The organism is Dyella sedimenti, from assembly GCF_022760995.1.
GTDB classification, from domain to species: Bacteria; Pseudomonadota; Gammaproteobacteria; order Xanthomonadales; family Rhodanobacteraceae; genus Dyella; species Dyella sedimenti.
This window is the reverse complement of the sequence record NZ_JAKWJO010000009.1, coordinates 27,970-46,521: the sequence shown is the minus strand read 5'-3', so window position 1 is coordinate 46,521 and position 18,552 is coordinate 27,970. Positions and strand designations below refer to the sequence as shown.

The 18,552-nt window shown below is 68.0% G+C and carries 16 protein-coding genes and 1 other RNA gene; all 17 read left to right on the top strand.

The annotated features are described in order from the left end of the window. Positions 1 to 43 precede the first annotated feature (43 nt). Positions 44 to 871 (top strand): 16S rRNA (cytidine(1402)-2'-O)-methyltransferase, encoded by an 828-nt coding sequence (gene rsmI / locus MJ605_RS16675; protein WP_243042600.1) that lies wholly within the window; start codon positions 44 to 46, stop codon positions 869 to 871. A 60-nt stretch (positions 872 to 931) separates the two neighbouring features. Continuing rightward, positions 932 to 1,298, top strand: an RNA gene (rnpB, locus tag MJ605_RS16670) — RNase P RNA component class A. A 291-nt stretch (positions 1,299 to 1,589) separates the two neighbouring features. Beyond that, positions 1,590 to 2,036, top strand: coding sequence for a division/cell wall cluster transcriptional repressor MraZ (mraZ, locus tag MJ605_RS16665; protein WP_243042599.1), 447 nt, complete (start codon positions 1,590 to 1,592; stop codon positions 2,034 to 2,036). Positions 2,037 to 2,089: 53 nt separating this feature from the next. Continuing rightward, the gene (rsmH, locus tag MJ605_RS16660) at positions 2,090 to 3,016 is read left to right on the top strand and encodes a 16S rRNA (cytosine(1402)-N(4))-methyltransferase RsmH (RefSeq protein WP_243042598.1); all 927 of its coding nucleotides are present in this window, start codon (positions 2,090 to 2,092) and stop codon (positions 3,014 to 3,016) included. Then, positions 3,013 to 3,285 carry a cell division protein FtsL gene (ftsL, locus tag MJ605_RS16655; RefSeq protein WP_243042597.1) on the top strand — a complete coding sequence of 91 codons (273 nt, stop codon included), beginning with the start codon at positions 3,013 to 3,015 and terminating at the stop codon, positions 3,283 to 3,285. The genes rsmH and ftsL overlap by 4 nt, the downstream gene beginning before the upstream one ends. Then, on the top strand, positions 3,282 to 5,096 hold the full coding sequence (locus MJ605_RS16650) for a peptidoglycan D,D-transpeptidase FtsI family protein (protein ID WP_243042596.1): 1,815 nt from the start codon (positions 3,282 to 3,284) through the stop codon (positions 5,094 to 5,096). The genes ftsL and MJ605_RS16650 overlap by 4 nt, the downstream gene beginning before the upstream one ends. Further along, the gene (locus tag MJ605_RS16645; protein ID WP_243042595.1) at positions 5,093 to 6,565 is read left to right on the top strand and encodes a UDP-N-acetylmuramoyl-L-alanyl-D-glutamate--2,6-diaminopimelate ligase; all 1,473 of its coding nucleotides are present in this window, start codon (positions 5,093 to 5,095) and stop codon (positions 6,563 to 6,565) included. The genes MJ605_RS16650 and MJ605_RS16645 overlap by 4 nt, the downstream gene beginning before the upstream one ends. After that, on the top strand, positions 6,562 to 7,932 hold the full coding sequence (locus tag MJ605_RS16640; protein ID WP_243042593.1) for a UDP-N-acetylmuramoyl-tripeptide--D-alanyl-D-alanine ligase: 1,371 nt from the start codon (positions 6,562 to 6,564) through the stop codon (positions 7,930 to 7,932). The genes MJ605_RS16645 and MJ605_RS16640 overlap by 4 nt, the downstream gene beginning before the upstream one ends. Continuing rightward, complete coding sequence (gene mraY / locus MJ605_RS16635; protein WP_243042592.1) at positions 7,922 to 9,022, top strand: phospho-N-acetylmuramoyl-pentapeptide-transferase; 1,101 nt, start codon at positions 7,922 to 7,924, stop codon at positions 9,020 to 9,022. Before MJ605_RS16640 ends, mraY begins: the two co-directional genes overlap by 11 nt. 126 nt (positions 9,023 to 9,148) lie before the next feature. Beyond that, the gene (gene ftsW / locus MJ605_RS16630; RefSeq protein ID WP_243042591.1) at positions 9,149 to 10,390 is read left to right on the top strand and encodes a putative lipid II flippase FtsW; all 1,242 of its coding nucleotides are present in this window, start codon (positions 9,149 to 9,151) and stop codon (positions 10,388 to 10,390) included. Continuing rightward, entirely contained in the window at positions 10,387 to 11,454 is a 1,068-nt protein-coding gene (gene murG, locus MJ605_RS16625) for an undecaprenyldiphospho-muramoylpentapeptide beta-N-acetylglucosaminyltransferase (protein ID WP_243042590.1), read from the top strand. Before ftsW ends, murG begins: the two co-directional genes overlap by 4 nt. After that, the gene (gene murC, locus MJ605_RS16620; RefSeq protein ID WP_243042589.1) at positions 11,451 to 12,899 is read left to right on the top strand and encodes a UDP-N-acetylmuramate--L-alanine ligase; all 1,449 of its coding nucleotides are present in this window, start codon (positions 11,451 to 11,453) and stop codon (positions 12,897 to 12,899) included. The genes murG and murC overlap by 4 nt, the downstream gene beginning before the upstream one ends. 8 nt (positions 12,900 to 12,907) lie before the next feature. Further along, entirely contained in the window at positions 12,908 to 13,831 is a 924-nt protein-coding gene (locus MJ605_RS16615) for a D-alanine--D-alanine ligase (RefSeq protein WP_279237640.1), read from the top strand. Continuing rightward, on the top strand, positions 13,828 to 14,565 hold the full coding sequence (locus tag MJ605_RS16610) for a cell division protein FtsQ/DivIB (protein ID WP_243042587.1): 738 nt from the start codon (positions 13,828 to 13,830) through the stop codon (positions 14,563 to 14,565). The genes MJ605_RS16615 and MJ605_RS16610 overlap by 4 nt, the downstream gene beginning before the upstream one ends. Further along, complete coding sequence (ftsA, locus tag MJ605_RS16605; protein WP_243042586.1) at positions 14,562 to 15,794, top strand: cell division protein FtsA; 1,233 nt, start codon at positions 14,562 to 14,564, stop codon at positions 15,792 to 15,794. The genes MJ605_RS16610 and ftsA overlap by 4 nt, the downstream gene beginning before the upstream one ends. Positions 15,795 to 15,914: 120 nt before the next feature. After that, positions 15,915 to 17,096 (top strand): cell division protein FtsZ, encoded by a 1,182-nt coding sequence (gene ftsZ / locus MJ605_RS16600; RefSeq protein ID WP_243042585.1) that lies wholly within the window; start codon positions 15,915 to 15,917, stop codon positions 17,094 to 17,096. 455 nt (positions 17,097 to 17,551) lie between these two features. Further along, a complete protein-coding gene (gene lpxC, locus MJ605_RS16595) occupies positions 17,552 to 18,466 on the top strand; it encodes a UDP-3-O-acyl-N-acetylglucosamine deacetylase (RefSeq protein ID WP_243042584.1) in 915 nt (304 codons plus the stop codon). Positions 18,467 to 18,552: the final 86 nt, after the last annotated feature.

The window sequence follows — 18,552 nt, the reverse complement described above, 5'->3', positions numbered from 1 at the left end:
ATAGCCCATTGAATCGCCGCCCCGCGGCCGAGGAAGCAGCAAGATGTCACAGATTCAGCCGGGCCAGTTGTGGGTGGTCGCCACCCCCATCGGTCATCGCGACGACTTTTCCGCGCGGGCCATCGAAACCTTGCGTTCGGTGGCGGTGATCGCGGCGGAGGACACCCGGCACAGCCGCCCGCTGCTGGTGCACTACAACATCGGCACGCCGCTGGTGGCCCTGCATGAGCACAACGAGCGCGAGGTGGTCGATGCCATCGTGCGGCGGTTGCAGGGTGGCGATTCGGTGGCGTTGATTTCCGATGCCGGTACGCCGCTGATCAGTGACCCGGGCTTCCGCCTGGTGCGCGCGGCGCGGGCGGCGGGCATCCGTTGTGCGCCGGTGCCGGGCGCGTGCGCGGCCATCGCCGCGCTGTCGGTGGCGGGCTTGCCCAGCGATCGCTTCGTGTTCGAGGGTTTCCTGCCGCCCAAGGCCACCGCGCGGCGCGCGCGCCTGCAGGAACTTGCGGGCGATGCGCGCACGCTTATCTTCTATGAATCCTCGCACCGCGTGGCCGAGAGCCTGGCGGACATGCGGGACGTGTTCGGAGCGGCGCGCGAGGGCGTGCTGGCGCGGGAGCTGACCAAGCTGTTCGAGACGGTGATCGGCGAGCCACTGGGCGAACTGGCCGCCCGGGTGGCCGGCGATCCGGACCAGCAGCGCGGCGAATGCGTGATCCTGGTGGCTGGCCGCGGCGAGGAGGCGGATGCGCGCGAAGCCGAAGGGCGCCGCGTCTTCGCCATCCTGCGCGAGGAACTGCCGCCAGCGAAGGCCGCCAAGTTGGCGGCGGCAATCACTGGCGCGCCGCGGAAGCTGTTGTACGAGGGCTGACCTGGGCGCTTCTGCAGGCGGTTCAGCGAGGAACGCCGACATTCCAGTAGAATGTGCCCCGGAGTCGGCCGGACAGTCGCGTCGCGCGCAAGCGCGTCGAGGAAAGTCCGGGCTCCGTAGGGCAAGGTGCCAGGTAACGCCTGGGCAGCGCGAGCTGACGGCCAGTGCAACAGAGAGCAGACCGCCGAACGGCGCCTTCGGGCGCGCGTGGTAAGGGTGAAAGGGTGCGGTAAGAGCGCACCGCGCGCGGGGTCAACGCCGCGTGGCACGGTAAACCCCACCTGGAGCAAGACCGAATAGGGGAACGATGGCGCGGCCCGTGCCGTTCCCGGGTAGGTTGCTGGAGCCTGGCGGCGACGCCAGGCCGAGAGGAATGACTGTCGCGCCGCAAGGCGTACAGAACCCGGCTTACAGGCCGACTCCCCTCTTTCATGGCCACTCGCTACCACCCTGTCCCACCGGCAGGGTGGTAGCGATCGCTGTGCATGGGCGGTTCATCTCCCATCGACGCATGGCAAGGGTCGGGTGGAGTGTTGGGATTTCAAAAAAGCCCAGCCATTCAAGTACCTCTGCGCATTTCCTGAGAAAGGGCTGGAAATGCTGCCAGATCGCTGCCTTTCTCATTGATTCACAAGCAAAATTCCCTTGACAGTCTCAGGGGGCGAGACTATCGTGGATTCCTGTGTGAAATCGTGGGAATTCGTGGAGTCCATTGATCGTGTTCCAGGGCGAAACCGCCATCACCGTTGACGACAAGGGCCGGCTGGCCATACCGACCGCGTACCGCGAGTTGGTGGCCGACGCCTGCGCCAATCGTCTGGTGATTACCTACAACCCCTTCGAGTCGGGCTGCCTGTGGCTGTTCCCGCATGCGGAGTGGGAAAAGGTGCGCGACCAGGTCAACGCGCTGCCCAAGGTCAAGGCGGCCCATCGCGACATGCAGATGAAGCTGGTGGGCGCCGCGGCCGTCGTCGAACCTGATTCCGCCGCGCGCATCCTGTTGCCGGCCAGCCAGCGCGCGACGACCGGCATCGAGAAGAAGGCGGTTCTGCTGGGCATGGGCAACAAGTTCGAGCTTTGGAGCGAGCAGGCCCACCTGGCCAAGATCCGCCAGACCATCGGCGAAGACGAGATCACCGACGAGATGGCGGAGCTGCAGCTGTAACCGGCGACGGTGCGGCGCGGCGTAGTAACGGGACGGGAGCGGGAGTGCGCGGCATGGCCGAGCAGCAGCTGAAGCACATCCCGGTGATGCTGGGTGAAGCAGTGGAGGGACTCGCCGTGCGTGCTGGCGGGCGTTATCTCGATGGCACCTTTGGACGCGGCGGCCACGCTCGCGCCGTGCTGTCGCGCCTGGGTCCCGAGGGCCGCCTGCTGCTGATGGACCGCGATCCCCAGGCCATTGCCACCGCACAAGCCGAGTTCGCCGGCGATCCGCGCGTGGCCATTCGCCACGCCAACTTCTCCGGCATGGCCGAATGGGAGGAAGCCGTCGGCGGCCTGGACGGCATCCTGCTCGACCTCGGCGTTTCCTCGCCGCAGCTCGATGAGGCCGCGCGCGGCTTCAGCTTCATGGCCGATGCGCCGCTGGACATGCGCATGGATACCACCCAGGGCGAGAGCGCGGCCGATTTCCTCGCGCATGCCTCGGAAAAGGAGATCGCCGACGTGCTGTGGATCTACGGCGAAGAACGCTTCAGCCGCAAGATCGCCCGCGCCATTGTCGAGGACCGTGTGGAACACCCGATCACCCGTACCGGCCAGTTGGCCGGGCTGATCGAGCGCATCGTCGGCCGCCGCGAGCCGGGCAAGCATCCGGCCACGCGCAGTTTCCAGGCCCTGCGCATCCGCGTGAACGGTGAGCTGGACGCGCTGGAGCAGGGCCTCGATGCGGCCCTCGAACTGCTCAAGATCGGTGGACGGCTTTCCATCATCAGCTTCCACTCGCTGGAAGACCGTGCGGTCAAGCTGTTCATCCGCGACCATTCCGGCCGCGTGCAGGGCAGCCGCCGCGGCCCACCGGTGGCCGCCGCCCCCGCGCGCCTGGTGGCCGTGGGCAAGGCGCAGTTTCCCTCCGAGGCCGAGCTGGCCGCCAACCCGCGCGCCCGCTCGGCGGTGCTGCGCGTGGCGGAGAAACTCGCATGAAGGTGCTCGGCGGCCTCTTCATGCTGATCCTGGTCGCGGCGGTGCTGTCCAGCGCCATTGCCGTGGTGTGGACGCGCCATGAGAGCCGCGTGCTGTTCGTCGAGCTGACTCGCCTGCAGAACGTGCGAGACGAACTCAACATCGAGTACGGCAAGCTGGAACTGGAACAGGCCACCTGGGCCGAGCCGCGCCGTGTCGACGACGAGGCCCGGCAGAAGCTGGGCATGGTCAATCCCAAGCCGCAAGACATCCAGCTGGTGCGCCGATGAAGCCGCGCCAGCGCACGATGACGCCATCTTCCCGCCGCCGTGCCGCGGCCCCCAGCACCCGCCGCCGCATGCTGGTGGTGACCGGGGTGCTCACGCTTGCCTCGCTGGGCCTGGTGGCGCGCGCCTTCGACCTGCAGGTGGTGCGCAAGGAGTTCTACCAGAACCAGGGCGACGCCCGCTTCCTGCGCGAAGTGCCCATCGCGGTATCGCGTGGCACTGTGTTCGATCGCAACGGCGAGCCGCTGGCGGTATCCACGCCGGTGGTGTCGATCTGGGCCAATCCCGCCGAAGTGCTGGACAACGAGGACAAGCTGCCCCAGCTCGCCGCCGCCATCGGCATGGATGCGGATGCGCTCAAGCAATACCTCGCGCAGCGCTCGGAGAGGGAGTTCGTCTACCTCAAGCGCCAGATGTCGCCCGATGCCGCGCAGGCGGTGCTGGACCTGGGCGTGCCTGGCGTGAATGGCCAGCGCGAATTCCGCCGCTTCTATCCGTCCGGCCCGGTGACCGCGCATGTGCTCGGCTTCACCAACATCGACGACCACGGCCAGGAAGGCCTGGAGCTGGCCTTCGACGACTGGCTGGCCGGCAAGCCGGGCGCCAAGCGGGTGATCCGCGACCGCATGGGCCACATCGTGGAAGACGTGGAGCTGGTGCGTGCGCCGCAGCCGGGCCGCGACATCACGCTCAGCATCGACCGCCGCATCCAGTTCCTGGCCTACAACGAGCTGAAGAACACCATCGAGCAGGCGGATGCCGACTCCGGCTCGATGGTGATCGTGGACGTGCGCAACGGCGAGATCCTCGCCATGGTCAACTGGCCCACCTACAACCCCAATGCGCTGCGCGGCAGCAGCCCGTCGAGCCGCCGCAACCGCGCGATGACTGACGTGGTGGAACCGGGTTCCACCATGAAGCCGTTCGTCATGGCGGCGGCCCTTTCCAGCGGCAAGTACACCCCGACCGGCCCGATGGTCGACACGGGCAACGGGCATTTCTTCTACCTGACCCATGACATCCGCGACACGCATGCCTACGGCCTGCTCTCGCCCACCGGCATCCTTGCCAAGTCCAGCAACATCGGCGCCGCGAAGGTGGCCATCACGCTGGACACCGGCCTGCTGTACGACACCTTCCGCGCCTTCGGCTTCGGCAACAGCACCAATAGCGGGTTCCCGGGCGAAGCCTCCGGCTACCTCAAGCCGGGTCGCGGCTGGGGCCAGCTTGAGAAGGCCATCATGGCCTACGGCTATGGCCTCAACGTGACGCCGCTGCAGCTGGCCAACGGCTACGCCACCATCGCCGACGGCGGCGTGATGCACCTGCCCACCTTCGTGAAGGGCTCGGACAACGAGGCCAAGCAGATCATCGACCCGAAGATCGCCGGCGAGCTGGTGCAGATGCTCGAGGCGGTGACGCAGCCCGGCGGCACCGCCGCGCCGTATGCGTGGATCGCCAACTACGCGGTGGCCGGCAAGACCGGCACCGCGCACAAGGCCACCGCGGGCGGCTATTCGAAGAACAACTACAGCGCCGCCTTCGCCGGCATCGTGCCGGCTTCCGCCCCGCGCATGGCGGCGGTGGTGGTGATCGACAACCCCAGGAAGGGCAGCTACTACGGTGGCCTGGTGTCCGCACCCGTGTTCGCCAAGGTCATGGACGGCGCCCTGCGCCTGATGGACGTGCCGCCCGACAACATCGGCCGCTGGTACGTCGGCGGCCCGCTGCAAGGACAGAACGGTTTGACAGGCAACAAGCAGCCCGCCGTGGAAGCGGTGGACGACGCACCGGTCGAGGAGGCGACGCCATGAGCGCCCGGCTCGACCAACTGCTAAAGGGCATCGCCGACACCCCGGGTGTCGGCGATATCGTCGTATCGGGACTCACGTTGGATTCGCGCCAGGTACGTCCGGGCGACGCCTTCTTCGCCCTGCGCGGCACGCGCGAGCACGGCATCCGCTTCGCGCCGGGCGCGGTGGCGCGCGGTGCGCGCGTGGTGCTGGCCGAGGCGCCGGCCAGCGACACCGCCGGCATCGATGCGCCGGTACTATGGGTGGAGGGCCTGCATGCCCAGGTGGGCGAGATCGCATCACGCTTCTTCGGGCGGCCGTCCGAATCGCTGCGGGTGATCGGCGTGACCGGCACCAACGGCAAGACCTCCACCGTGCAGTTGCTGGCCCAGGCGCTGGAACACCTGGGGCACCGCGCGGCCACCATCGGCACGCTGGGCGCGGGCTTGCACGGCCGGATCAGCGAGGGCGAGCGCACCACGCCGGATGCGATCAATGTGCAGGGGCTGCTGGCCTCGTTCCGCGACGAGGGGGCCACGCACGTGGCGATGGAAGTCTCCTCGCACGCGCTGGAGCAGGGGCGCGTGGCGGCGGTGGCCTTCGACGTGGCTGCCTTCACCAACCTCACCCGCGACCACCTCGACTACCACGGCAGCATGCAGGCCTATGGCGAGGCCAAGGCCAGGTTGTTCGCCTGGCCGACGCTCGGTGCCGCGGCCATCAATATCGACGACGGTTTCGGTCGCGTGCTGGCGAACCGGCTGTCGCCGGGCCTGCATGTCCTGCGCCTGAGCGCGGAAGGCGATCCGGTCGCGGACGTGCGCGCCACCGGCGTCGCGACCTCAGCCGAAGGGCTGGCCTTCGACCTGCATACGCCCTGGGGCAGCCAGGCCATCCGCAGCCGCCTGCTAGGTCGCTTCAATGTCGCCAACCTGCTCACCGTGGTGGCCTGCCTGGGCGCCTTGGGCGAGGCATTCGAGCGCGTGGTGGCCGCCGTCGAGGCATTGGAACCGATCGCCGGCCGCATGAACCGCCTGGGCGGCGGGGATGGCCTGCCGCTGGTGGTGATCGACTACGCGCATACGCCGGACGCCCTTGAGCAGGCGCTGGCGGCCCTGCGTGCGCATTGCGACGGCAGGCTGATCTGCGTGTTCGGCTGCGGTGGCGAGCGTGATGCCGGCAAGCGTCCGCAGATGGGCGCCATCGCCGAGCGCCTGGCGGATCGCATCATCGTCACCGACGACAATCCGCGTGGCGAGGATGGCGACGCCATCGTCGCCCAGATCGTGGCCGGCCTGCGCCATCCGTCCGAGGCCGTCGTCGAGCGTGACCGCGCCGTGGCGATCAGGCTTGCGCTGGGCATGGCCCGCGCGGGCGACGTGGTGCTGATCGCCGGCAAGGGCCACGAGACGTATCAGGAGGGTGCGCACGGCAAGCGCCCGTTCGATGACCTGGTGGTGGCGCGCCATGCGCTGGGAGGGCTCGCATGATGCGCCTGAGCGCCATTGCCCTGTGGACGCGCGGTCGGCTGCTGGGCACGGACGTGGACGTCGGCGGCGTCGCCATCGATACGCGCAAGCTGCAGCCGGGCGACCTGTTCGTGGCGATCAAGGGCGAGCGGGTGGATGGGCATGATTTCCTCGCCGAGGCCAAGGCGCGGGGCGCCGTTGCTGCCCTGGTCACGCGCAAGGTCGATTTCGACCTGCCGCAGGTGCTGGTGGACGACGGCGCGCTGGCGCTGGGCGACCTGGCCAGCGCCGTGCGCGCGCAGAGCAACGTGCGCGTGATCGGCATCACCGGCTCCAACGGCAAGACCACGGTCAAGACGCTGGCCGCCTCGATCCTGTCGCGCCATGGCCGCACCCACGTCAACGCCGGCAACTACAACAACGAGCTGGGCCTGCCGCTGACCCTGCTGTCGATGCCGGCCGACACCGAGTACGCGGTGCTGGAGATGGGCGCGGGCAAGCCGGGCGACATTGCCTACCTCGCCGCCATCGCGCGGCCCGACATCGGCCTGGTCAACACCATCGCGCCGGCGCACCTGGAGCGCATGGGCAGCGTGGAAGGCGTGGCGGAGACCAAGGGTGCGCTGTACCAGGCGCTGCCCGCCGACGGCGTGGCGATCGTCAACGCGGACGACGCCTTCGCCAGCTTCTTCACCGGGCTGGCGGGTTCGCGCCGCCAGCTGCGTTTCGCGCTCAGCCACAAGGCCGACGTGGGCGCGGACATCGTGGACCAGCGCGTGGACGGCTCGCATTTCGTATTGAGCACCCCGGTGGGCGATGCGGATGTGCACCTGCCGCTGGCCGGCCGGCACAACATCGCCAACGCCATGGCCGCCGCCTCCATCGCGCTGGCGCTAGACGTGCCGCTGGACACCATCGTGGAGGGCCTGGAGAACGTGCCCGGCGTGGCCGGCCGCCTGCAGCTCGAACGCATGCCCGGCGGCTGGACGCTGATCGACGACAGCTACAACGCCAACCCTGGCTCGGCCGGCGCGGCCATCGACACGCTGGCCCTGGCCGAGGGCGAGCGCTGGCTGGTGCTGGGCGACATGGCGGAGCTGGGCGAGAACGCGGTGGCCCTGCATGCCGGCATCGGCGAGCACGCGCGACAGCGCGGCATCGACCGGCTGTTTGCGGTGGGGCCGCTGAGCGTGGCGGCGGTGAAGGCTTTCGGCGAACACGGCGAGCACTTCGCCGACAAGGCGGCATTGACCGCTGCGCTCAAACAACAGCTGCACGGCGGCGTCACCTGCCTGGTCAAGGGCTCGCGCTCGTCGGGCATGGACCAAGTGGTAGCCGCGCTGCGCGACGACAAGAAAACAGGGGAGGGCGCATCCGATGCTGCTTGAACTCGCAGACTGGATGGCGCGGCACTTCACCGCCCTGCACCTGTTCCAGTACATCACGTTCCGCACCATCATGGCCGCGCTGACCGCGATGGCCATGTCGCTGCTGTTCGGCCCGGCGCTGATCCGCAAGTTGGCCGAGCTCAAGGCCGGCCAGGTGGTGCGCAAGGACGGCCCGCAGACGCACCTGTCCAAGGCTGGCACGCCGACCATGGGCGGCGTGATGATCCTGCTGGCGGTGACGCTTTCCACCGTGCTGTGGACCGACCTGCACAACCGCTACGTGTGGCTGGTGCTGGCCGTGCTGCTGTGCTTCGGCGTGATCGGCTTCTACGACGACTACAAGAAGCTGGTGCTGAAGGATAGCCGCGGCCTTGCCTCGCGCTGGAAGTACTTCTGGCAGTCGGTGTTCGGCCTCGCCGCGGCGCTGTTCCTCTACTACACGGCGCCGCACGGCGTCGGCAACGCGCCGGTGGCCGAGACGGCGTTGTACGTGCCGCTGTTCAAGCAGGTGGCGGTGCCGCTGGGCGTGATGTTCGTGGTCATCGCCTATTTCATGATCGTGGGCTTCTCCAATGCGGTGAACCTCACCGACGGCCTGGACGGTCTGGCCATCATGCCGACCGTGCTGGTGTCGGGCGCGCTGGGCGTGTTCGCCTACCTGGCGGGCAACCGCGTGTTCTCCGAATACCTGGGCATTCCCTCCATTCCGGGGGCCGGCGAGCTGGCGATCTTCTGCGGCGCGCTGTCCGGCGCGGGCCTGGGCTTCCTGTGGTTCAACACCTATCCCGCCCAGGTGTTCATGGGCGACGTGGGTGCGCTGGCGATCGGCGCGGCACTGGCCGCCATCGCGGTGATCGTGCGCCAGGAAATCGTGCTGCTGGTGATGGGCGGCGTGTTCGTGATGGAAACCGCCTCGGTGATGATCCAGGTGGCCAGCTTCAAGATGACCGGCAAGCGCGTGTTCCGCATGGCGCCGATCCACCATCACTTCGAATTGAAGGGCTGGCCCGAGCCACGCGTGATCGTGCGCTTCTGGATCATCAGCGTCGTGCTGGTGCTGATCGGCCTCGCCACGTTGAAGGTGCGCTGATGAGAACAGTGAACAGCCAATGGGGGATGGTGAACAGGAAGTGCGTGCTCGCGCCGCGCACCGTCGTGCGCGCTTTTTCCCATTCGCTGTTCACCATTCACTGTTCACCGCTCGCGGAGCGAGCCCATGTTTGACACCACCCAGGCCAAGCGTCGACAGGGACCCCGCGGCAGCTTCGACATGCCGCTGGTGGTCGCGCTTGTCGGCCTGGCATGCATCGGGGTGGTGATGGTCACCTCCAGCTCCATCGCGGTGGCGGACAGCCAGCACATCGGCGCGTTCTATTTCCTCAAGAAGCACCTGCTGTTCCTCGGCCTTGGTGCCGTGCTGGCGGGCTTCGCCATGCGCACCGAGCTGAAGCTGCTGGAAAAGCACGCCTACCTGCTGCTGGGCCTTGCGGTGCTGCTGCTGCTGCTGGTGTTCGTGCCGGGCATCGGCGCGCGCATCAACGGTGCGCGGCGCTGGCTGCACCTGGTCATCACCACCTTCCAGCCGGTCGAGGCGGTGAAGCTGATCCTGGTGGTCTATACGGCCAGTTACCTCGTGCGCCACCGTGAAAGCGTGGAGACCAGTTTCTGGGGCCTGTTCAAGCCGATCATGGTGGCGGGCCTGTTCGTGGTGCTGCTGTTGCTGCAGCCGGACTTCGGCTCGGCCACGCTGATGATCGCGGTGACCATCGGCATGATCTGGCTAGGTGGCGCCAAGCCGGTGTACCTGGGCGGCATGGGCCTGCCGGTGGTGGCCCTGCTGTGGTTCGTGGCCAAGTTCGAGCCCTACCGCATGCGTCGCCTGACCTCGTTCATCGATCCCTGGGCCGATCCGTTCAACGACGGCTTCCAGCTGACCCAGTCGCTGATGGCGATCGGCCGCGGCGAGTGGACCGGCGTGGGCCTGGGTTCCAGCGTGCTCAAGCTGTCCTACCTGCCGGAGGCACACACCGACTTCATCTTCGCGGTGATCTCCGAGGAACTGGGCTTGGCCGGCATCCTGCTGGTGATGGGCCTGTTCGCGCTGGCGGTGGGGCGTGGCCTTGCCATGGGCCTCAAGGGCATGGAGATCGGCCAGCGCTTCGCCGGCTTCGTGGCCTGCGGCGTATCGCTGATGCTGGGCCTGCAGACCATGGTGTCGGTCGGCGTGAACCTGGGTGCGCTGCCTACCAAGGGCCTGACCCTGCCGCTGATCAGCTATGGCGGCTCCTCCATCGTGCTGACCTGCGCGATGGCGGGCGTGCTGCTGCGCACCACCTATGAGATCAACCGCGCGATCGACGCGCGCCAGATGGCCGCGCGCATTCCCGCCAACGCCGTGCCCGACGCCAATCCGGCCGTGGCCGCCAGTGCGCCCGCGCGCGAGGCGGTGACCGCATGAGCGCGCCGGTCCTCATCATGGCCGGCGGCACCGGCGGCCATATCTTCCCCGGCCTCGCCGTGGCGGAGGCGCTGCAAGGCAAGGGCGTGCCAGTGGTGTGGCTGGGCGCCGTGGGCGGCATGGAAACCAAGGTGGTGCCGGCGCATGGCATCGAACTGGTGACGGTGCCGGTGGGCGGCTTGCGCGGCAAGGGGTTAAATACGCGCTTGCTGGCGCCGTTCATGCTTGCCCGTGCCCTGCTGGCTTCGCTTGCCGCGCTTCGCCGCATCAAGCCGCGCAGCGTGCTGTCGATGGGCGGCTACGTGGCCGGGCCGGGCGGCGTGGCGGCACGTCTGCTGCATCGCCCGCTGCTGGTACACGAGCAGAACCGCGTGGCCGGCTTCACCAACCGCAAGCTCGCCGCCCATGCCCAGCGCGTGCTCGCCGGTTTCAGCGATGCGCTGCCGGGCGCCGAATGGGTGGGCAATCCCGTGCGCGGCGCTATCGCCGCCCTGCCGCCGCCGCGCGAGCGCATGGCCGGCCGTGGCGGCCGTCCGCGCCTGCTGGTGCTGGGCGGCAGCCTGGGTGCGCGCGCGTTGAACCTGGCGCTGCCGCAGGCGCTGGCGCTGCTGTCGCCCGCGCAGCGCCCCGAGGTGCTGCACCAGTGCGGCAACCGTGGCATCGACGAAGCGCGCGCCGCTTATGAAAAGGCCGGCGTTCAGGCGCAGATCGTGCCTTTCATCGAGGACATGGCCGGCACCTATGCCTGGGCGGACCTCGCGGTATGCCGCGCCGGCGCGCTCACCCTGGCCGAGCTTACGGCGGCCGGGCTCGGCTCGGTGCTCGTGCCGTTTCCCTATGCGGTGGATGACCACCAGACCCGCAATGCGGAGGCGCTGGTCGCCGCGCATGCGGCCGAATTGATGCAGGAGAAGGATCTGGACGTACAGCAGTTGGCGCAGCGCCTGGAGGCGCTGCTGGATGATCGCGCCCGCCTGGTGGCAATGGCCGAGGCCGCGCGCACGCTGGCCAAGCCCGACGCGGCCGAGGTGATCGCGCGCGCCTGCATGGAGGTGGCCGCATGACGCCGCGCCGCTTGCTCGCGCATGAAGATTTGATGAGCACTTTCCGCCGCGTGCACTTCATCGGCATCGGCGGCGTGGGCATGAGCGGCATCGCCGAGGTGCTGCACAACCTCGGCTATGCCGTATCGGGTTCCGATCGCGCCAACTCGCCGACCGCGCAGCGCCTGGCGCAGCTGGGCATCGAGGTGCATGTCGGCCATGCCGCCGAGAACATCGGCGATGCCGACGTGGTGGTGACCTCCAGCGCGATCGCCCAGGACAACCCGGAACTGGTGGCCGCGCGCGCCGCGCGCGTCCCGGTGATCCCGCGCGCGGAAATGCTCGGCGAGCTGATGCGCTTCCGCCGTGGCATCGCCATCGCCGGCACGCACGGCAAGACCACCACCACCAGCCTGGCCGCCAGCGTGCTGGCCGAGGCAGGCTACGACCCGACCTTCGTGATCGGCGGCCAGCTCAATGCCGCCGGCGCCAACGCGCGGCTGGGCACGGGCCAGTACCTGGTGGCCGAGGCCGACGAGTCGGACGGCTCCTTCCTGCTGCTGTCGCCGGTGATCGCCGCGATCACCAATATCGACGCCGATCACCTGGAGAACTACCACGGCGATTTCGCGCTGGTGAAGAAGGCTTTCGCCGACTTCCTGCACCGCCTGCCGTTCTATGGCCTGGCCGTGCTGTGCGTGGATGACCCGGAAGTGGCCGCGCTGGCCAAGGACACCACGCGCCGCGTGATGACCTACGGCATCGATGCCGCCGATGCGGACGTGCGCGCCGGCAATGTGCAGCAACAGGGCTTCCGGATGCATTTCGACCTCCACCTGCCGGGCCGCGACAGCGCCTTGCCGGTGGAGCTGAACCTGCCGGGCCGGCACAACGTGCTCAACGCGCTGGCCGCAGCCACCATCGGCTGGCAGCTCGGCGTGGAGCCGATCGCCATCGCCCGCGCGCTGTCGAACTTCCAGGGCGTGGGCCGCCGTTTCCATCGCCGCGGCGAGATCGCGCTGGACCAGGGTTCGGTGCTGCTTGTGGACGACTACGGCCATCATCCACGCGAGCTGGCGGCGGTGTTCGCCGCGGCGCGCGGCGGCTGGCCGGAGCGCCGCCTGGTGGTCGGTTTCCAGCCGCACCGCTACAGCCGTACGCGCGACCTGCTGGACGACTTCGCCAACGTGCTGGCCGAGGCCGACGTGTTGGTGCTGACGGACGTCTATCCGGCCGGCGAGGCGCCCATCGCCGGTGCCGACGGTCGCGCCCTGGCGCGTGCCGTGCGTGCGCGCGGCAAGGTCGATCCGGTGCTGATCGAGCACCCGCGCGAACTGAAGGACACGCTGCCCGCGCTGCTGCGCGATGGCGACCTGCTGCTGCTGCTGGGCGCCGGCGATATCGGCGCGGCGGCGGTGGAGCTGGCCCAGGCCGGCCACCTGAAGGCGAGGGAGACTTCCAAGTGACGAAGACGATGACCGATCCCGCCCAGTTTGGCCGTGTCGCCGTGGTGATGGGAGGCAGTTCGGCCGAGCGCGAGGTCTCACTCGATTCCGGCCGCAACGTGCTGGCCGCGCTGCAGGCGCGCGGCGTGGACGCGCACGCCATCGACGGCATTCCCGCATTGCTGGACGCGGTGCGCGCCGGCCATTTCGCCCGCGTGTTCAACATCCTGCACGGCGGCGGCGGCGAGAACGGCGAGCTGCAGGGCGCGCTGCAGTCGCTGCGCGTGCCGTTCACCGGCTCCGGCGTGCTGGGTTCGGCGCTGTCGCTGGACAAGATCCGCGCCAAGCTGGTGTGGCAGGCCCTGGGCTTGCCGACGCCGCGCTTCAAGGCGCTGCCGCGCGGCGCCGACGTGCACGCTGCCGCGCGCGAGATCGGCTTCCCGCTGATCGTGAAGCCGGCCTGGGAGGGTTCCAGCGTGGGCGTCACCCGCGTGTTCAGGGAAGATGACCTCGACGCCGCCGTGGCGCTGGCCCAGAAGTACCCGGGCGACCTGTTGATGGAAACCCTGATCGTGGGCGGCGAATACACCGTCGGCATCCTCGATCGCCAGGTGCTGGCCACCATCAACATCGTGCCCAAGGGCGAGTACTACGACTACAACGCCAAGTACATCGCGGAGGATACCCAGTATCTCTGCCCGGGCCTGCGGGGCGAGGCCGAGCGCGAGATGCAGGCGCTGGCGCTGCGCGCGTTCGATGCACTGGCCTGCTCGGGTTGGGGCCGTGTGGACATCATGCGCGACCGCGAGGGCCGCAACTGGCTGCTGGAAGTGAACACCGCGCCGGGCATGACCTCGCACTCGCTGGTGCCCAAGGCCGCCGCCGTCGCCGGCATCGACTACCAGACGCTGTGCTGGCGCGTGCTCGAGACGAGCTTCCGGGAGGGCGCGTGAGGGGAACCATCCGCCTCGTTGCCTGGGTACTGGCCATCGCGCTCGTGGCGCTGCCGATCGTCGGCGTGCTGCGCGGGTGGTTCGCGGCCCATCGCTGGCCGGTGACCCAACTGACGGTGCAGGCCGAATTCAAGCACGTGACCGCCGAGCAGCTCCGCGAGGTGGTCATGCCGCGCCTCGGCAAGGGGTTCTTCGCGCTCGACCTGGACGGCGTGCAGAAGGCCGTGGCCACGCTGCCGTGGGTGGAATCGGTGGAGGCGCGCAAGCGCTGGCCCGACACCCTGGTGCTGCGCATCTACGAGCGCCAACCGTTCGCGCGCTGGAACGAGAAGCAGCTGATCAGCCGCCAGGGCCAGGTGTTCGACGTGCCGGACGCGGCGGCGAATACCGGGCTACCCGACCTGCATGGCCCCGATGCGCGGCTGGCCGAAGTGGTGAGCTTCTATGCCGAGACGCAGAAGGCTTTCGCCAATACCCACCTGAAGATCACCGGCGTGTCGCTCACCGAGCGCGGCAGCTGGAGCCTGACCACCAGCAGCGATGCGCTGATCGTGCTGGGCGACCGCGAGCAGGCCGGCCGCCGGCTGCGCCGCTTCCTGGACGTCTACCCGCAATTGATGGCCGGCCACGCCGAGGGCTTCGCCTATGCCGATCTTCGCTACACCAATGGATTTGCCGTTCGATGGCCGCCACAGGCGAATGCCGTGAACGCTGGAGGCTCGCCGCGCACATGAGACCCAAGAACGATAAGCAACTGGTGGTCGGCCTCGACATCGGCACCTCGAAAGTGGTGGCGATCGTGGGCGAATACGAACCCGGCGAGCCGATCGAGGTGATCGGTATCGGCACCCACGTGTCGCGTGGCATGAAGCGCGGCTCGGTGGTGGACATCGAATCGACCGTGCACTCGATCCAGCGCGCGGTGGAGGAGGCCGAACTGATGGCCGGCTGCGACATCCGCTCGGTCTACGCCTCGATCTCCGGCAGCCACCTGGAGACCAGGAACTCGCACGGCACCGCGGCGATCCGCGACCGCGAGGTCACCCCGGGCGATCTCGACCAGGTACTGGAGGCGGCCAGCGCGGTGGCGATCCCGGCCGACCGCAAGGTACTTTACAAGGAGTCGCAGGAATACCGCATCGACGGCCAGGACGGCATCCGCTCGCCGGTGGGCATGAGCGGCGTGCGCCTGGAAGCCAGCGTGCACCTGGTCACCGGCGCGGCGGCGGCGGTGCAGAACATCTCCAAGTGCATCCAGCGTTGTGGCCTCACCGTGGACGAGCTGGTGCCCTCGGCCGTGGCCAGCGCCAAGTCGGTGCTGACCGATGACGAGCGCGAACTGGGCGTGTGCCTGGTCGACATCGGCGCGGGCACCACTGACATCGCCATCTATACCCAGGGCGCGATCCGCTACACCAAGTCGCTGCCGGTGGGCGGCGACCAGGTCACCAACGACATCGCCTACGGCGTACACACGCCGACCGCGCATGCCGAGGAGATCAAGATCAAGTATGCCTGCGCGCTGGCCCAGCTGGCGCACGCGGAAGAGACCATCCAGGTGCCCAGCGTGGGTGACCGTCCGCCGCGTCGCCTGGCCCGCCAGTCGCTCGCGCAGTCGGTGCAGGCGCGCTACGAGGAAATCTTCGAGATGGTGCAGGACGAGTTGCGGCGCTCGGGCTACGAGAGCCTGGTGGCGGCCGGCGTCGTGCTCACCGGCGGCGCTTCGCGCATGGAGGGTGCGCTGGAACTGGCCGAGGAGATCTTCCACAAGATGGTGCGCATCGGCGTACCGCAGCACGTCTCGGGCCTGGGCGAGGTCGTCGCCAATCCACTGCATTCCACCGGCGTGGGCCTGCTGCTGCATGGCGCGCGCACCGGCGGCATGCGCGTGAGCGGGCCGGCGGGCGGCAGCGTAGGGGGCCTGGTCGACAAGCTGCGCGGCTGGATCACCAAGAACTTCTGATACGGGCGGGGCAGGGAGGCTCAGCCACGGACGAATGGACGTTCGTCCACCACCCAGGGAACGACAGGAACGTCGGCACCCGCGGTTACAACGACAACGATGCTCTACGGAGGACGGGAAATGTTTGAACTGATCGAAAAACTCGCACCAAATGCAGTCATCAAAGTCATCGGCGTGGGCGGCGGCGGCGGCAATGCCGTGGCGCACATGCTCAATGCCAACATCGAAGGCGTCGAGTTCGTCGTCGCCAACACCGACGCGCAGGCCATGAAGAGCTGCGGTTCGCGCACGCACCTGCAGCTGGGCGCGAACGTGACCAAGGGCCTGGGCGCCGGCGCCAACCCGGAAGTGGGCCGCCAGGCCGCACTGGAAGATCGCGAGCGCATCGAGGAAGTGCTCGAGGGTGCGGACATGGTGTTCATCACCGCCGGCATGGGCGGCGGCACCGGCACCGGCGCGGCGCCGGTGGTGGCCCAGCTGGCCAAGGAAAAGGGCATCCTCACCGTGGCGGTGGTCACCAAGCCGTTCCCGTTCGAGGGACGCCGCCGCATGCAGGTGGCAGCCAAGGGCATCGAGGATCTCTCCCAGCACGTGGATTCGCTGATTACCGTGCCGAACGAGAAGCTGCTGTCGGTGCTCGGCCGCGAAGTGACGCTGCTCAATGCCTTCAAGGCCGCCAACGACGTGCTGCAGGGCGCCGTGCAGGGCATCGCCGACCTCATCACCGCACCGGGCCTGATCAACGTTGACTTCGCCGACGTGCGCACCGTGATGTCCGAGATGGGCATGGCCATGATGGGCTCGGGCACCGCTCGCGGCGACGATCGCGCCCAGGCCGCCGCCGAGGCCGCCATCAACAACCCGCTGCTGGAAGATGTCAACCTGAATGGCGCGTGCGGCATTCTGGTCAATGTGACGGCCGGTCCCAACCTGACCATGCGCGAATTTGACGAGATCGGTCGCATCATCCACGACTTCGCCAGCGAGGACGCCACCGTGGTGATGGGCACCTCGCTGGATCCGGAGATGCAGGACGATGTGCGCGTCACCGTGGTGGCCACCGGCCTCAACCGTGCCGCGGCCCGCCAGCCGATCCGTCCGGTGGTGGCCCAGCAGGTGGAGATGCGCCAGCGTCCGCGTCCGGTGGTGCTGCGTACCGGTACCGGCAACGAAGTGGTGGATTACGCCCAGCCGGAAACCGTCACCAGTAGCCGTACGGAAGCGAATGGCCCGGCCAAGGGCGCCGATCCGAGCTTCGATTACCTGGACATCCCGGCCTTCCTGCGCCGCCAGGCGGACTGACAAAACTGACAGGTCAAATAATTTGAAGAAAAATTGAACAAAACGCCGGTTTCACTTGTCAGTAACGAATCGCGCACGGTACCGCCCCGGTGGTCCGCGCGCGGAAGGGCCGTTTTCCCCTCGGGGAACGTGGCTCGGCTGACGCTGTCCGGCGCCCGTTCTTGAGTACACAAGCTGTGCCTCAGGGATGACGCATGACCCGCCAGGTATCGAATCCCCGGTGGGTTCGGCGCCCCGTGATCGGATCCCGTCCCGGTCCGGGGTGCTGTGCTGAAGCCAAGTTTTTGAAAGTTATAGGGAAATTCCTGCTCGCCCCATGAATGAAACTCATTCATGAATGAAAGGAGGATGAAAGGGTGCGCAGAGTGTGTGGGGCCGGTTGGCTTTTCACAGGTTAAGACTGTGTTAGCATCCCTCCCCTAATTTGGCTGCTGCCCCTTACAGGTACCAAAAAAATGATCAAGCAGCGTACGCTCAAGAACATCATTCGCGCCACGGGCGTCGGTCTGCATACCGGCGACAAGGTGTATATGACGCTTCGCCCCGCTGCCCCGAATACGGGCATCGTGTTCCGCCGTACCGATCTCAATCCGCCGGTCGAAATCCCGGCGCGTCCCGACAACGTGGGCGACACGCGCCTCTCCACCACCCTGGTGAACGGCGACGTGCGCGTCTCCACGGTCGAGCATCTGCTTTCTGCGATGGCTGGCCTGGGCATCGACAATGCCTACGTGGACCTTTCCGCGCCGGAAGTGCCGATCATGGACGGCAGCGCGGGTCCCTTCGTGTTCCTGCTGCAGTCCGCCGGCATCGAGGAACAGAATGCCGCCAAGCGCTTCATCCGCATCAAGAAGCCGATCAAGGTGCAGGAAGGCGACAAGTGGGCCAGCTTCGAGCCGTTCGAGGGCTTCAAGGTCGGCTTCTCGATCGAGTTCAACCACCCGATCATCAGCAAGCGCGCCTCGAAGGCGGAGATCGACTTCTCCACCACCTCGTTCGTGAAGGAAGTCAGCCGCGCGCGCACCTTCGGCTTCATGCGCGACATCGAGATGCTGCGCGAGCACAACCTCGCGCTCGGCGGCTCGATGGACAACGCCGTGGTGCTCGACGACTACCGCGTGCTCAACGAGGACGGCCTCCGCTACGAGGACGAGTTCGTCAAGCACAAGATCCTCGACGCCATCGGCGACCTCTACCTGCTGGGCCACAGTCTGGTGGGCGCCTACTACGCGCACAAGTCGGGCCATGAGCTCAACAACAAGCTGCTGCGCACCCTGATGGCCGACGCCTCGGCCTGGGAAGAGGTGAGCTTCGCCGACGACCCGGCCACCGCGCCGATCTCCTACGCCCATCCGGCCCAGGCGATCTGACCGCCTAAGTCCGCATCCAGGCTGAACAAACTGAACGGCCGCGTCCTTGGGACGCGGCCGTTCGTTTTGTGATATACCTCGCCCCT

Bases quoted from the DNA above. Each gene is read 5' to 3' on its own strand.
- MJ605_RS16650 (WP_243042596.1), top strand. From the start codon at position 3,282: ATGAAGCCGCGCCAGCGCACGATGACGCCATCTTCCCGCCGCCGTGCC.
- ftsL (WP_243042597.1), top strand. From the start codon at position 3,013: ATGAAGGTGCTCGGCGGCCTCTTCATGCTGATCCTGGTCGCGGCGGTG.
- rsmH (WP_243042598.1), top strand. From the start codon at position 2,090: ATGGCCGAGCAGCAGCTGAAGCACATCCCGGTGATGCTGGGTGAAGCA.
- rsmI (WP_243042600.1), top strand. From the start codon at position 44: ATGTCACAGATTCAGCCGGGCCAGTTGTGGGTGGTCGCCACCCCCATC.
- ftsZ (WP_243042585.1), top strand. From the start codon at position 15,915: ATGTTTGAACTGATCGAAAAACTCGCACCAAATGCAGTCATCAAAGTC.
- MJ605_RS16615 (WP_279237640.1), top strand. From the start codon at position 12,908: ATGACCGATCCCGCCCAGTTTGGCCGTGTCGCCGTGGTGATGGGAGGC.
- lpxC (WP_243042584.1), top strand. From the start codon at position 17,552: ATGATCAAGCAGCGTACGCTCAAGAACATCATTCGCGCCACGGGCGTC.
- ftsW (WP_243042591.1), top strand. From the start codon at position 9,149: ATGTTTGACACCACCCAGGCCAAGCGTCGACAGGGACCCCGCGGCAGC.
- ftsA (WP_243042586.1), top strand. From the start codon at position 14,562: ATGAGACCCAAGAACGATAAGCAACTGGTGGTCGGCCTCGACATCGGC.
- mraY (WP_243042592.1), top strand. From the start codon at position 7,922: ATGCTGCTTGAACTCGCAGACTGGATGGCGCGGCACTTCACCGCCCTG.
- murG (WP_243042590.1), top strand. From the start codon at position 10,387: ATGAGCGCGCCGGTCCTCATCATGGCCGGCGGCACCGGCGGCCATATC.
- murC (WP_243042589.1), top strand. From the start codon at position 11,451: ATGACGCCGCGCCGCTTGCTCGCGCATGAAGATTTGATGAGCACTTTC.
- MJ605_RS16645 (WP_243042595.1), top strand. From the start codon at position 5,093: ATGAGCGCCCGGCTCGACCAACTGCTAAAGGGCATCGCCGACACCCCG.
- MJ605_RS16640 (WP_243042593.1), top strand. From the start codon at position 6,562: ATGATGCGCCTGAGCGCCATTGCCCTGTGGACGCGCGGTCGGCTGCTG.